12 protein-coding genes are annotated in these 13,034 nt (G+C 71.0%); 2 read left to right on the forward strand and 10 right to left on the reverse strand.

The features are described 5' to 3' along the window. Positions 1-10 precede the first annotated feature (10 nt). Entirely contained in the window at positions 11-481 is a 471-nt protein-coding gene (locus AB0B45_RS43305) for a MarR family transcriptional regulator (protein ID WP_358143502.1), read from the forward strand. Here the strand turns inward: AB0B45_RS43305 and AB0B45_RS43310 are convergent. Then, complete coding sequence (locus AB0B45_RS43310; protein ID WP_358143504.1) at positions 459-1,943, reverse strand: SDR family oxidoreductase; 1,485 nt, start codon at positions 1,941-1,943, stop codon at positions 459-461. The genes AB0B45_RS43305 and AB0B45_RS43310 overlap by 23 nt on opposite strands. A 128-nt stretch (positions 1,944-2,071) precedes the next feature. Here AB0B45_RS43310 and AB0B45_RS43315 point away from each other — a divergent pair, with 128 nt between their 5' ends. Then, complete coding sequence (locus tag AB0B45_RS43315) at positions 2,072-2,617, forward strand: fasciclin domain-containing protein (protein ID WP_358143506.1); 546 nt, start codon at positions 2,072-2,074, stop codon at positions 2,615-2,617. A gap of 16 nt (positions 2,618-2,633) precedes the next feature. Here AB0B45_RS43315 and AB0B45_RS43320 read toward each other — a convergent pair whose 3' ends face one another. The 9 genes from AB0B45_RS43320 to AB0B45_RS43360 form a co-directional block, all read right to left on the reverse strand. Next, positions 2,634-2,846, reverse strand: a complete 213-nt coding sequence (locus tag AB0B45_RS43320) for a hypothetical protein (RefSeq protein ID WP_358143508.1) — start codon at positions 2,844-2,846, stop codon at positions 2,634-2,636. A 30-nt stretch (positions 2,847-2,876) separates the two neighbouring features. Beyond that, positions 2,877-5,102, reverse strand: coding sequence for a tetratricopeptide repeat protein (locus AB0B45_RS43325; RefSeq protein ID WP_358143510.1), 2,226 nt, complete (start codon positions 5,100-5,102; stop codon positions 2,877-2,879). Positions 5,103-5,107: 5 nt separating this feature from the next. Beyond that, entirely contained in the window at positions 5,108-5,797 is a 690-nt protein-coding gene (locus AB0B45_RS43330; RefSeq protein WP_358143512.1) for an alpha/beta hydrolase, read from the reverse strand. 48 nt (positions 5,798-5,845) lie between these two features. Then, the gene (locus tag AB0B45_RS43335) at positions 5,846-8,587 is read right to left on the reverse strand and encodes an AAA family ATPase (RefSeq protein ID WP_358143514.1); all 2,742 of its coding nucleotides are present in this window, start codon (positions 8,585-8,587) and stop codon (positions 5,846-5,848) included. Between the two features lie 10 nt (positions 8,588-8,597). Continuing rightward, positions 8,598-9,146 (reverse strand): alpha/beta fold hydrolase, encoded by a 549-nt coding sequence (locus AB0B45_RS43340; RefSeq protein ID WP_358143516.1) that lies wholly within the window; start codon positions 9,144-9,146, stop codon positions 8,598-8,600. A gap of 107 nt (positions 9,147-9,253) precedes the next feature. Next, complete coding sequence (locus tag AB0B45_RS43345) at positions 9,254-10,087, reverse strand: alpha/beta hydrolase (protein WP_358143518.1); 834 nt, start codon at positions 10,085-10,087, stop codon at positions 9,254-9,256. A 149-nt stretch (positions 10,088-10,236) separates the two neighbouring features. Next, positions 10,237-10,917, reverse strand: coding sequence for an alpha/beta hydrolase (locus tag AB0B45_RS43350; protein ID WP_358143520.1), 681 nt, complete (start codon positions 10,915-10,917; stop codon positions 10,237-10,239). Positions 10,918-11,200: 283 nt separating this feature from the next. Further along, a complete protein-coding gene (locus AB0B45_RS43355) occupies positions 11,201-11,809 on the reverse strand; it encodes a hypothetical protein (RefSeq protein WP_358143522.1) in 609 nt (202 codons plus the stop codon). 262 nt (positions 11,810-12,071) lie between these two features. Then, positions 12,072-13,010: a LysR family transcriptional regulator gene (locus AB0B45_RS43360; RefSeq protein WP_358143524.1), complete on the reverse strand. Its 939-nt coding sequence runs from the start codon at positions 13,008-13,010 to the stop codon at positions 12,072-12,074. Between the last annotated feature and the right edge of the window lie 24 nt (positions 13,011-13,034).

Consider the following 13,034-nt stretch of genomic DNA (forward strand, 5'->3'; position numbering starts at 1 on the left):
GAGGAGGACCGTGTCAACAGATATTTCGGATCACCGAAAGAAACTTCTCGAGTCGCTGTTCGTGGCGGGCCGGGAGAACAGCAACGCGGCGGTGATGTTCCACACCGCCATCGCGGCGCGCATCGGGCTGGGCATGACGGAGGAGAAGGCCCTCGACCTGCTCCAACGACACGGGCCGATGACCGCGGGAGAGATCAGCCAGCACACCGGTCTCGCCCCCGCGTCGGTCAGCGGGCTGATCGACCGCCTGGAGGCCAAGGACCTGGTCCACCGCACCCGTGACGCGCGCGACAAGCGCAAGGTGATCGTCGAGATCGACTACGGCAGGCTGGCCGGCTTCGGAAGCCTCTTCGACGAGCTCGTGTCGGGGCTCACCGAGCTCTACATGGGCTACACCGACGAGCAGCTGGAGCTGATCCTCGACTTCCTGACCAGGGCCACGGCCATCCAGCGGGCCGTCACGCCGGGCGTCGGCCCATGACGCCCCGAGCGGCGGCCGCCACGTTCCTGGGCATCCGGCCGAAGATCAGGCCGTGGAAGGGAAGGATCGACCACCAGTAGAGGTGGCCGAGCAGGCCGCGCGGATGGAAGACGGCCCGCTGACGGTAGACGGTCTGACCTTCCTCGACGCTCTGGCTCAGCTCCAGCCAGGCGAGACCCGGAAGCCGCATCTCGGCCCGCAGGCGGAGCAGGCGCCCCTGCTCGATCTCCTCGACCCGCCAGAAGTCGATGGAGTCGCCCACCCTCAGCCGCAGGGGATCTCGGCGGCCGCGGCGCAGGCCCACGCCGCCGACCATCCGGTCGAGCGCGCCGCGGACCCTCCAGGCGACGGGGAGGGAGTACCAGCCGTTCTCGCCGCCGATCCCCTCGATCACCCGCCACAGGGCCTCGGGGCAGGCGGCGACGGTGATGGCGCGCCGGTCGATGTACAGGCTGCCGCCCGCCCAGTCGGGATCGGTGGGCAGAGGGTCGCTCGGCGCGCCCGGCATGGCGGCCGACGACCACCTGGTCGCCACGTCCGCCTCCTTGATCTTCTGAAGTGCCAGCGAGACCGCCCGGTCGAAACCGATCAGGCCGTCCGGCGGGTCGCCGACGTACCGGGCGATGTCGTGCTCGCGGCACACGGCCTGGGTGCGCAGCGACTCCACCAGGGGCCGCGCGACGCCCGCGGGGACGGGCGTGACCAGCCCCACCCAGAGACTCGACAGTCTCGGGCTCAGCAGGGGTACGGGAACGATCAGCCGTGGCGGCAGCCCCGCCACCGCGGCGTAGCGGTGCATCATCTCGGCGTAGGTCAGCACGTCGGGCCCGCCGACGTCGAACACCCTGTTGACGTCCTCTGCGATGCCCGCCCACGCCACCAGATAGCGGAGCACGTCCCGCACGGCGATCGGCTGGGTACGGCTGCGCACCCAGCGCGGCGTCGTCATCACCGGCAGCCGCTCGGTCAGGTATCGCAGCATCTCGAAGGAGGCCGAGCCCGATCCGATGATCACCGCCGCCCTGAGCACCACGCTGGGCACCCCGGACGCCAGGAAGATCTCGCCGACCTCGGCCCGCGAGCTCAGGTGCGCCGAGAGCCCGTGCCGTTCGCCGGCGTCCGGGGTGAGGCCGCCGAGGTAGACGATCCGCCTGACCCCGGCCCGCGCTGCCGCCGCCGCGAACGTGCGCGCGGCGTCCCTGTCGGAGGCGGCGAAGCCTCGCCCGCCGCTCATGGCGTGGATGAGGTAGTAGGCGACGTCGATCCCCCGCAGAGCCGCGCCGGTGCGCTCGGGGTCCCGCGCGTCGGCCTCGGCGATCTCGGTCCTCCCCGCCCACGGCAGGTCGCGCAGCCGTCCCGCCGACCGCGCCATGCAGCGGACGTCGTGGCCGGCCGCGAGCAGTTCGGGCACGAGCCTTCCGCCGATGTAACCGGTGGCGCCCGTGACCAGGCAGCGAGTCATGCACGTCGCATACCCGGCTGATGGCGGCTTTGTCATACTTTGCCGCTTTTTGGACCGGCTGACGCGTCCGGGCCGGTGAAGGGATTCGAAGACAGGGGTGACACAACCTTCAGAACCAGTGAGGCGACATGAAACTCCTCCTTTCCTCCGCGGCCCTGACCCTGGCCGTGATCGCGGCAGGCGCCCCGCCCGCCGCGGCGTACGACGAGCCCTTCGGCCCCGCCTGCTCGGCGCTGCCCTCCTCGGGGGCGGGCAGCGTCGGCGCCATGGCCGACGAGCCCGTGGCGACCGCGGCGGCGGGCAATCCCGCGCTGTCCACGCTGACCACCGCCGTCACGAAGGCGGGACTCGCCGACACACTCAACTCGGCCAAGGACATCACGGTGTTCGCGCCGACCAACGAGGCGTTCGACGCGATCCCGAAGCAGACGCTGGACGCGGTCCTGGCCGACAAGGAGAAGCTCACCAAGATCCTGACCTATCACGTGGTCAAGGGGGAGAAGGCGCCGTCCGACCTGGCCGACGCCAAGCTCACCACCCTCGAGGGCGGACAGCTGACCGCCGCCCGCTCGGGGGACGGCTACACGGTGAACGGGGCCAAGGTGGTCTGCGGCGACGTGCGGACCAGCAACGCCACCGTCTACCTCATCGACAAGGTCCTCATGCCCGCGTAGCGCCCCCTGGCCCGGCTCAGCCGTAGCGGAGCAGGAAGTGGCTCTCGAAGTCCCCGCCACCGGCGGCCGCGACCGCCCAGAGGCCGCCGGCGCCGGGGATCCTGGTGATCGACGTCCTCGTCACCGTCTGGTGGTCGTAGTCGCGCTGCTCTCGCAAGGGCAGCCCGGGGCCGTAGGAGGCGACCAGCCTTCCTCCGTCGTACCGGAGGAACTGGATCCGCCCAGACACGTCATGACGCTGAGGGGTGCCGACGTGCCGTCAGGGGATAGCGGTTGCCAGGTCGCGACAGCTGCTACTCGCCTCGGCGTCGCCGATCGCCTCGAACACCTCGGCCGCGCGGGCGTAGATCTGGCGGCTCTCGCCGGTCCTGCCCTCTTGGTCCAGTACGTCGGCCAGACGCATCAGGCAGCGGGCCTGCGAGCCGGATGGCGAGAGCTGGTCGAAGAGGTCGACCGCCTGGGTGAACGTGGCGATGGCTTCGGTACGGCGGCCGAGCAAGGTCAGGCACAGGCCGGCGCCGGCCAGGGCGTTGGGCCGGGTGAGCGCCGCGACGCTCGGTTTCTCCTCTGCCCATGCCAGATCGCACATCTCCAGGTAGCGATCCAGCGCTTCGGCGTGGCGTCCGGCGCGGCGCAGGCATTCTCCGGCCATGCCGAGTGCCTGGCAGTAGGCGACGATGTCGCTGTCGGCCTTGAACATCTCCGCCGCCCTGGACACCGATACGACGGCTTCGTCGAGCTGTCCGAGCTGGAGCAGCGCCCGGCCGACGAACAGGTGTCCCCAGGCGATCTGCGAGGTGGCGCCGCTACCGGTGGCGCGCTCCAGCATCTCGGCCGCGTGCCCCAGCATGGCCTCGGGGGCCAGGGGTGGCAGCTGGTGGAAGCAGGACAGGTAGGTCAGCTGTGCGCCCTGGTGGGCCGGGTCGCCGAGGGCGGTGGCGGCCTGCGCGCCGCGAGCGAAGACTTCTTTCCAGGAGGGCCAGTGCATCCACCGGCCGGCGTACCAGCGCATCGACCAGGCGCACTCAAGGACCATCGAATGTCGGCCGGTGTCGGCGGCGTGCCGCAGCGCGCCCAGCCAGTTGGCCGAGTCCACGCGCAGCCAACGGTCGGCCTTCTCGGCCGAGGACAGGCCAGGGTCAGGCCGGTCGGGAGGGCCGTAGGCGGGGTCGAACCACCGTCCAGCGACGGTGGCCTTGCGCACCAGCCACGAGGCCATCTGTTCGGTGATCGCCTCCCGCTCGGCGGGGCTGTCTTCGGTGTGTAGCCGCTCGCGGGCGAACAGCCGTACCAGGTCGTGGAAGCGGTAGCGGCCCGAGGTGCTGTCGTGCAGCAGGCCGAGGTCGACGAGCTCGTCGAGGGCGTCCCATGCGTCCTCGATCGAGGTCCCGGCGACCGCCGCGGCCAGGGCGGCGTCGAAGTCCCGGCCAGGCACCAGCGCGAGGCGGCGGAAGACCTGCCGCGCGAGGTCGGCGAGCTGGTCGTAGGACATCGCGAACGCGCTGGCGATCTTGAGGTCGCCGGCTTTGAGCTGGTCGAGGCGGCGCTCCTCGTCCGTCAGCCGGGCCACGAGCTCGGCGGGCTGCCAGCCGGGCCGGCTGGCCAGCCGGTTACCGACGATCCGCAGGGCCAGGGGAAGACCGCCGCAGAGCTGGGCCAGCTCGGAAATCGCCGTCCCCCCGTCCGAGGGACCACCCAGGATGCCAGTCAGCAGTTCGGCGGCTTCCGGACAAGGCAACGGGCCGAGGCTCAGCCGGTGTACACCCTCCAGCCCGGCCAGCAGCCTCCGGCTCGTGGCGAGCACCCTGCTGGGGCCGCCGCCGGGCAGGAGTGGGCGTAGTTGCTCTTCGGATCGGGCGTTGTCGAGCACGACCAGGACTCGCCGCTCGCGCATCAGCGACCGGTAGAGCGAGGCACGGGCGAGGGTGCCGTGAGGGAGATGCTGTTCCGCAGCGCCGAGCGCGCGAACCAGCTGCGCCAGGGCGTCGTCGGCGGCCAGCGGCTGGGGGGACATGCCGAACAGGTCGACGAAGAACACCCCATCCGGGAAACGGGGCCGCAGGGCGTGGGCGGCGCGGACGGCGAGCGTGGTCTTGCCCAGACCGGCCGAGCCGGTGACGAGGGCAACGCCCGCGGCGCCCGGCGTGCCGTCGGCGCGCACGATGTCGTCGGTCCAGGCCAGTTCGGCCGCTCGGCCGGTGAAGTCCTCCACCGATCGCGGCAGCTCGCACAGGCCCGTCGGGCGCGACCAATGATCGCGCAACCGGCCTTCTCTGGCCTGCTCGATGAGCTGCTTGCGGTCGGTCTCCGGCAGGGTGAGCGCATCGGCCAGGGCGGTCACGGTGCGGTGCTGGGGTCCCTTGCTGCGTCCGCGCTCCATGTCCGACAGAGTGCGGGCGCTGACCCCTGAGGCTTCGGCGAGCTGTTCGAGGGTCATACGTGCCGCGTGCCTGTGGCGGCGCAGCAGCTCCGCGAAACTGGGCACGGTGGTCACTGGGCGGTGGCGGCCTGGCGGATGAGGTCGGCCACAGCGGCTGGGGCGGAGACATAGACGGCGTGGCTGCCGGGCGTCTCGGTCACGGTGGAGCCCGCCCGTTCGGCCATCGCGCGTTGCGCGGGCGGGGGGATCATCCGGTCCTCGGTCGCGACCAGGTACCAGCTGGGCTTGTGCCGCCAGGCCGGTTCGCTGACCGCGCCGCGCAGCGCGTCCACGCCCCAGGGGACCTGGGAGTCGGCCAGGAACGCGGCCTGCCCGGCCGGCAGGTCTGCGGCGAAGGAGGCGTGGAACTTCTCACGATCCAGCAGCAGGAACCCGCCGGTGGGCGGCAGGATCGGCGGGACCGGGGCGCCGGGCGGCGGGTCGGCGATCAGCGAGTTCACCGACTCGCCCTTGTCGGGCGCGAAGGCCGCGATGTACACCAGCGCAACGACACTGTCGTGGGTGCCCGCCTCGGTGACGACCACCCCGCCGTAAGAGTGGCCCACCAGGACGACCGGGCCGCTGCCGGCGTCGATGACCTGCCGGGTCGCGGCCACGTCGCCTTCCAGCGACAGGGTCGGGTTCTGCACGACGGCGACGGTGTAGCCGTCGCGCTTCAGCAGGTCGTAGACGCCCTGCCAGCCCGATCCGTCCACGAATCCACCGTGGACCAGCACGATGCGCGGGATGGTTGTATCCATGACGCCGACGCTAGGTACCTGGGGGGTGGCTGGCTTGAGTCATTTGACTCAGTCGCGCTCCTGCGGCGTCAGCGCATCGCGAAGCGCGGCCCGGGAGGTGACGCCCAGCTTGGGAAACAGCTGGTACAGGTGGTTGGCGACGGTACGCGGGGACAGGAACAGCCGCTCGCCGATCTGCTTGTTGCTCAGCCCTTCGGCGGCCAGCAGCGCGATCTCCCGCTGCTGGGGCGACAGCGCGCCCAGCCCTACAGCCAGGCCGTGCCCGAGGGACAGACCGGTCGCCCGCAGCTCAGCGTTCGCCCTGGCCATCCACGGCGCTGCATCCAGGCTGCGGAAGGTGTCGAGCGCGGCGGCCAGCTGGGCGCGGGCCTGACTGGTGGCCTTGTCGCGGCGCAGGCGCTCGCCGTAGATGAGCTGCAGGCGGGCCCGCTCGAACGGCCAGCGCTCCGCGCCGGGAGTGGCGAGTGCGGTCTGGAACAGGTCGCTGTAGTGGCCGTCGGGGGCGACCATGGCCGCAGCGGCGGTGGCGACCATCGCCAGCCGCGGTGAGATCACGGCCAGCCCGGTCTGCTCCACCATGGCGGCATGAGCGGTGGCTTCGGCGTGGCGGCCGGTCCGGACGGCGGCCTCGACGAGCTCGGTGATGACCCACAAGGCGTGTGGGACGTGCGAGGCCAGCATGCCCGCCGGGCTGATGGCGGTGGCTTGCTGGTAGGCCTGGTCGAAGTCGCCCCTGCCCAGCGCCGCCAGCGTTTTGACGTGCCAGGCGTAGGCCTGGATCGCGCGGGCCCTGCGCGGTGTGGCCCAGCGGGTCATCTGGTCGGCCAGCGCCGTGGCGTTCTCGTCCTGTCCGCGTGTGGCGGCCAGCATCGCCCGCAGGTAGATGCCGGGCCAGGCCAGCAGCTGGTAGCCGTGCTTGTCGCACAGCGCCAGGCCCTCGTCGACGACCTGCTCCATCTCCTGCCACTGCCCGACGAGGAAGGCGTCGTTGCCCAGCAGGAACAGCGCTTCGATGGCCGAGGTGACGGCTCCGCCGTCGCGGCCGTGGCTGATGACCCGCCACAACGCATCGCGGCATTGTCCGAGCCGGTTGACGTAGGAGCCGGCGATGCCGACGCGGGAGATACGCGCCGGGACGATCTCCTGGTTCAGCCTGCCGATGACGGCATCCAGCCGATCAAGCACCGGCGCTGCCAAGCGGACCGGATCGGAGAAGGTCTTGCCGAGGATGTCGAGCAGGTCGGGCGGTGCCGGCTTGAGGCGGGCGATCGCCGCGTGGAAGGGTTCCCACAGCTCGGCACGTCCGCCGAAGAAGCAGACCATGAGCAGGGTGTACAGGCCCTCGATGAGGACCTTGTCGTGGGCGTCGCCGGGATCGGCCAGCATCTCGATCGCGCCGGTCATCAGGCGGTGCGCGCTGTCGACATCGCCGTCGCCGTTGAGCAGGTGGTAGGCGCCGGCGACCGCGGTGGCCAGCGAGTCGCCCCGCCGGTCGGCGCGGCGGGCCAGCTCCAGCAGGCGTGGCGCGTCGTGCAGGTCGCCGTTGACGATCGCGGACAGGTAGGCGGCTTCCCCCAGCCGTCCGGCCCGGTCGATGTCGGCCGGGCTCAGCTCGGCTGAGCGCAGGAAGTGGGTGATGGCGGCCACGCCGTCGCCACGCCGCAGGTCGGCGCGTGCCACGGCATACAGCAGGGCGGCGACCTCCTCATCAGGCCCCTCGGCCGCCTCGGCCAGGTGCCAGGCCCGCCGTTCGGGCTGGTCGGCCAGCCGTACGGCAAGCAGCCGGTGTGCCCGGCGGCGCTGTTCCGCCATCGACATCTCCACCACCGCCGAGCCGATCAGCGGGTGCCGGAAGACCAGCCTCCCTGCGCTTTGGTCGACCCGGACCAGCCGCGCCCGTTCAGCGGGAGCCAGCTCATCCGTGTGCAGGGCCTTCAGGTCTCCGGTCCCATCCAGTGCGGCGAGCAGCAGCTGGTCATACGTCGCACCGGGCAGATCTTTGATCCGTGCGGCGAACACCGCCTGGAGGCGTCCGCTGAGCGGCAGGACCGCGGGCAGCGTACTGCTGCGTCGGAGATCTCCCAGTGCCACTGGTAACTCCAGCAGGGCCAGCGGGTTGCCCTGGGCGTCGGCCAGGAGACGCTGATGAGTCCTGGGCGCCAGCGCCGGGAACCGCGCTTTCAGCAAAGCCGCGGAGTCCTGCTCGTTCAGCGGCTGCAGCTCATGACCGGGTAGCCCGCCGTACTCGAAGAAGCTCTCCTCACCCGAGCGCGAGGCCGCGAGCAGTGCGACGCGGCTGCCGGTCAGGCGGCGGGCCACGAAGCTCAGGACGACGGCGCTGGCCCGGTCCAGCCACGCGATGTCGTCGACGATCATCAGCAGTGGGCGATCGACGGCGGCCTGGCGCAGGAGCAGCAGAGCCGCGTTGGCCACCAGGAGCTGACCTGGTGCAGGTCCTTCACCCAGCCCCAGCGCGACGCTCAGGGCCCGCTCGTGCGTCTGGCTCAACTGTGGCAGGGCGTCGAAGAGCGGGTGGAGGACCTGGTGGAGACCGGCGAAGCTCACCTCCGCCTCGAATTGTGACCCGGAAGCGCGCAACACCCGGTGGCCGGCCGCCGGCGCCCGCGCCGCGGCGGCCTCCAGCAGCACGGATTTGCCGACTCCGGCCTCGCCCAGCAGCATGAACGCGCCGCCCTGGACGGCGGCCTGGTCGACGAAGTCGCCGATCCGGGCAAGATCCCGTTCGCGGCCGATCAGCGAACCAGCGAAACGACCCGTCGTCGACGTCACGGCTTCGACTTTACGGCTCGGCCCTGCGGTGGGGCAGGGGCCGAGTGGCCCCCTCGCGGGTGAACCTGGTGATCGCCGAGGCGAACAGGTCGGGCTGTTCGAGGTGTCCCATGTGCCCGCTGTCTTCCAGGAGGAGGAAACGGGAGCCGGGGATGCCTTCGTGCAGCATCCGGCCCCAGCGGGGTCCGCAGATGAAGTCGTGCATGCCGCTGATGATCAAAGTAGGTGTGCTGATCTCGCCCAGGCTGTCACGCACGTCGAAGGGCGGTTCGGCCGCACGCATGGGATCGACCCAGGCGCGCAGGTACGCCCGCAGAGGGGCCAGCTCGTGCTCGTTGGCCCAGTAGTCGGCGAAGTAGGCGGGCGGAACCGTCCGCAGGCTGCGGGTGCAGGATTCGTTGTCGGTGGCGGCCAGGGTCTGGTCGAACGCCTCCGCGATGCCGGCCGCCTCGGGCTGGCCGGGATGACGCCTCGGGAAGCGGCCGAGACGGGCGAGCGCCTGGTTCCAGAACTCCTGCCCGGTGACGGGCGAGGTGTCGTACAGGATCAGCCCCGCCAAGCTGGCCGGGGCGGGTCAGGGCGTAGCGCTGCGCCACGAAGCCGCCGTGGGCCGGGCCGCCGGGCGGCAAGATGTCCAGGCGGCACCCGCCCCCGGCGGTCTGCGGGTCAGCTGACCGAGCCGGCGGCGTCCTGGATGATGCGGGTCACCAGGCCGGGCATGCTGATCATCGGCACGTGCGAGGCGCCCTTCGCCTCGTAGACGTGGGACTTGGCGCGCTTGTAGAAGAAGCGCTCGAGCGTGGGCGGGATGGCCTTGTCCTCGGTGGCCACCAGCGCCCAGGAGGGGATGGTGCGCCAGGCCGCTCCGGTGGTCGTGTCGGTGTAGGAGGAGGCGGCGAACGGGCGCTGGGTGGCCTGCATCAGGCGCGTGGTGGAGACGGGCAGGTCGGCGGCGAACGCGGCCCGGAACTTGTCCGGCTCGAGGTACAGGTCGATGCCGGTGCTGCCGTCCGCGTTGGTGTAGGGCACCTCCCGGACGGAGTCGGGGATCTGGCTGCCGGGGAACTTCCCGAACAGGTCGACGAGCTTCTCGCCCTCGTCAGGCGCCATCGCGGCGATGTAGACCAGCGCCTTGACGTTGTCGACGCCGACGGCGGCGTTGGTGATCACGGCGCCGCCGTAGGAGTGGGCGACCAGCACGATCGGCCCGTGGATCGATTTGAGGACGCTGCTGATGTACGCCGCGTCGGTGGGGATGCCGCGCAGCGGGTTGGCGGGGGCGATCGTCTTGTAGCCGTCACGCTGGAGCCGGGCGATGACGCCGTTCCAGTTGGATGCGTCGGCGAAGCCGCCGTGCACCAGCACGATCGTGGGCTTGGCCTTGGCGGAGGCGTCATCGTGGGCCGAGGCCGCGGACGGCACGGCCAGCAGCGCGGCGGCCAGCCCACCGGCAGCGGCCACCAGCACCATACGGCGCGGCAATGCGAGACGAACGTTCATATCAGTCTCCAAAGCGAAAGCGGGCAGTGAGGCTCAGCGGCGGCGCTCGACCCGTAGGCAGGACCTTGCGCCGAGCGCCGCGATGGGGTGAAGAAGGCAGCTTCCGCTGCGGCCTGGCGTCAGGCGGGATGGTCAGCGGCGAGTCGCCCTCAGGTGGCGGCCTGGCGGATGAGGTCGGCGACCGCAGCGGGCTGGGACACGTAGACGGCGTGGCTGCCGATGGCTTCGACCACGGACGCGCCGGCACGCTCGGCCATGCCGCGCTGGGCCGGGGGCGGGATCATGCGGTCCTCGGTGGCCACGAGGTACCAGGCCGGCTTGTGCCGCCAGGCAGGCTCGGTGACCGTACCGCCGAGGGCGTCGACCCCCCAGGGGACCTGCGCGTCGGCCATGAACGCGCCTACCTGCGCGGGCAGGTCGGCGGCGAACGCGCCGTGGAACTTGTCCCGATCGAGGAACAGGAAGCCATCGCGCGGGGGCAGGATCGGCGGCACGGCCGCGCCGGGCGGCGGGTCGGCGATGAGCGTGCTGACAGATTCGCCCTTGTCGGGGGCGAACGCGGCGATGTAGGCCAGCGCGCCCACGTTGGGGTGGTTGCCGGCCTCGCTGATGACGACCCCGCCGTAGGAGTGGCCGACCAGGACGGCCGGGCCGTCGAGAGTGTCGAGGACCTGGTGGGTCGCGGCGACGTCACCCTCGAGCGACAGCGTCGGGTTCTGCACGATCCGGATCGTGAAACCGTCTCTGGCGAGCTCGTCGTAGACGCCCTGCCAGCCGGATCCGTCCACGAAGCCACCGTGCACGAGCACGATGTTCCTGATGGTCGTCATGGTCGCTCCTGACCTGGATGAACAGGCCCAACGCCTGTCCGATGTGCCTTCATCCAAGCCGCGCGCATGGGGGCCGGACCACGCAGAACAGCACGCAGAAGTACATCTTCGTGATCATGGTTCGGCGGCCGCCAGGCGCTGGCCCTTCGCCCCGGCCGCGGGCCGTACGCTCGGTTGTTCCCCGGGCCCGCGCACGATCGGAGTCGCGCCTTCGCCGGCTCCCGTCACGGACTGGTGGACCTGAGTCCTCAGGCGATGGCAGCCCGTGTCACGGTTCCTGATGTCAGGGGAGCCTCGTCGGCCCATGAGGGAGCGTTGCGGCCCTCGAGGGAGCCTCGTCGGCCGCCGACCAGAGTCCTGCGGTCATCCACGCGATGCCGATCGCGGCGGCGGCCAGGCCGACCAGGTACACGGGCAGCGGCACGGCGCTGCGGAGCGAGCCGGGGACCATCCCCGCCATGTAAAGGACGACCGCGACGACCGGCAGCGATCCGGAGCGCAGTGCCGCGAAGCCGAACGTGAGCACCCCTGCCAGCAGGATGATCGACGTGATCAGGAAGGCCCGCCCGGTCCCGCCGGCCAGCAGCCCGCTGGTCGCCGATGGGCCGAGGTAGGGGAAGACGAAGTGCAGGGCGTACTCGATGGCGAACGCTCCCGCGAGACCGGCGGCGTTGAGCAGGTAGCCGAGCAGGCCGAGGCCGCCCGCGCGGTGGCGGACCAGCAGGTAGAGGCCGGTGACGGCGAGCAGCCCCGCCAGCGGCGCGAGCGGCGCGATGGAGTGCGTGAAGGTGGTCTCGGGCAGCAGCCCGCCACGGCGGGCCACGTTGACCAGCAGGAGGACGGCGCAGCCTAAGCCTGCCACCGCGCTGGCCCGATAGAGGGGTGATCTCATCAGAGGTACTCCTTGACGTGTGGGGATGATCGCTATGATCGCCGCCCCGCACCCCGGGAGGTAGCTCACGCCGCCGCACGTAAGCACCCCGAAAGGATTGACCGCACCGAGTGACCAGCCCGCGACCGTCCATCGGAATCAGGCGCGAGGGTGTCCTGTGGCCGGTCGGGTGGTGTGGGTCGCGCGGTGCGGGGTCGGCGATCGCGATGCCGGGGCCGCCCGGTCAGGCGGCCCTCGAATGTGACGGTGGCGCAAAGGTGCGCTACCGGTGGGCCGCCGGTTCCGGTAGGCCGAGTTCTGCCATCACCTCGTCCAGGCAGTGAAGAAACCCGGACTGGGCAGGCGATCGGGTCAGGCCCCGTACGGTCGCGGCGTACACGGTCCTGACGGGCTCCTCGTCCGGATGCAGTCGCACGAGTGTGATGTCGGGGCGGGTGGCGCTGGCGGCCAATGCGGGTACGAAGGCGAGGCCCAGTCCCGCGGCGACGAATCCCTGTTTGGCGATCCATTCACGAACGGCGAAGTCGATGCGCGGCCGGAACCCGGCATGCGCGTGCACGTTGATCAGCGTGTCCGTTCCGCTCGGGAAGCCTTCGATCCAGCTCTCTTCCGCCAGCTCGGCCAGCCGTACGGCAGGCCGTGAGGCGAGGCGGTGATCGCGTGGTAGCGCCACCAGCAACGGATCGTCGGCCAGGTGATGGAGGTCGAACTGGTCCGCGTCGAGCGTTTGATGCGGGTAGGCGCTCACGATGGCGAGATCGATGTCGCCGGCCAGCAAGCGTGCCAGCAGGCCAGGAGTCGTCGCCTCGACCACCGACAGGGCGAGTTTCGGGTGCGCGGTTCTGAAGGCGATCAACGCCCGCGGGACGAGGGCGGCGTCGGCTGTGTCGAACGCGCCGACCCGCAGCCGGCCCGTCTCCATGTCGCGCAGGGCGCGCAGCTCGCAACGGGCGGTTTCCAGCCGGTCCAGGACCGCCGTGGCGTGATCGAGCAAGCAGCGGCCTTCCTCGGTGAGTCTGACGCCACGGGGCTGCCGGTCGAACAGAGCCACGCCGACCTCGGCTTCCAGCGACAGGATCTGCCGCGAGACGGCGGACTGGGTGTAGCCCAAGGCGGCCCCGGCCGCGGTGAAGGAGCCGCGCCTGGCCACTTCCTTGAACACCTCAAACCACATCACGTCCAGCCCATGCGTATTTAGCATGACGACCATGCTAAACATTCGTTT

It is taken from the genome of Nonomuraea sp. NPDC049152, assembly GCF_040648355.1.
Taxonomy (GTDB): domain Bacteria; phylum Actinomycetota; class Actinomycetes; order Streptosporangiales; family Streptosporangiaceae; genus Nonomuraea.

What these genes read in the sequence shown, in the direction of transcription:
- AB0B45_RS43310 (WP_358143504.1), bottom strand. Translation starts at nt 1,943, where the DNA reads ATGACTCGCTGCCTGGTCACGGGCGCCACCGGTTACATCGGCGGAAGG.
- AB0B45_RS43315 (WP_358143506.1), top strand. Translation starts at nt 2,072, where the DNA reads ATGAAACTCCTCCTTTCCTCCGCGGCCCTGACCCTGGCCGTGATCGCG.
- AB0B45_RS43330 (WP_358143512.1), bottom strand. Translation starts at nt 5,797, where the DNA reads ATGGATACAACCATCCCGCGCATCGTGCTGGTCCACGGTGGATTCGTG.
- AB0B45_RS43345 (WP_358143518.1), bottom strand. Translation starts at nt 10,087, where the DNA reads ATGAACGTTCGTCTCGCATTGCCGCGCCGTATGGTGCTGGTGGCCGCT.
- AB0B45_RS43350 (WP_358143520.1), bottom strand. Translation starts at nt 10,917, where the DNA reads ATGACGACCATCAGGAACATCGTGCTCGTGCACGGTGGCTTCGTGGAC.
- AB0B45_RS43355 (WP_358143522.1), bottom strand. Translation starts at nt 11,809, where the DNA reads ATGAGATCACCCCTCTATCGGGCCAGCGCGGTGGCAGGCTTAGGCTGC.
- AB0B45_RS43360 (WP_358143524.1), bottom strand. Translation starts at nt 13,010, where the DNA reads ATGCTAAATACGCATGGGCTGGACGTGATGTGGTTTGAGGTGTTCAAG.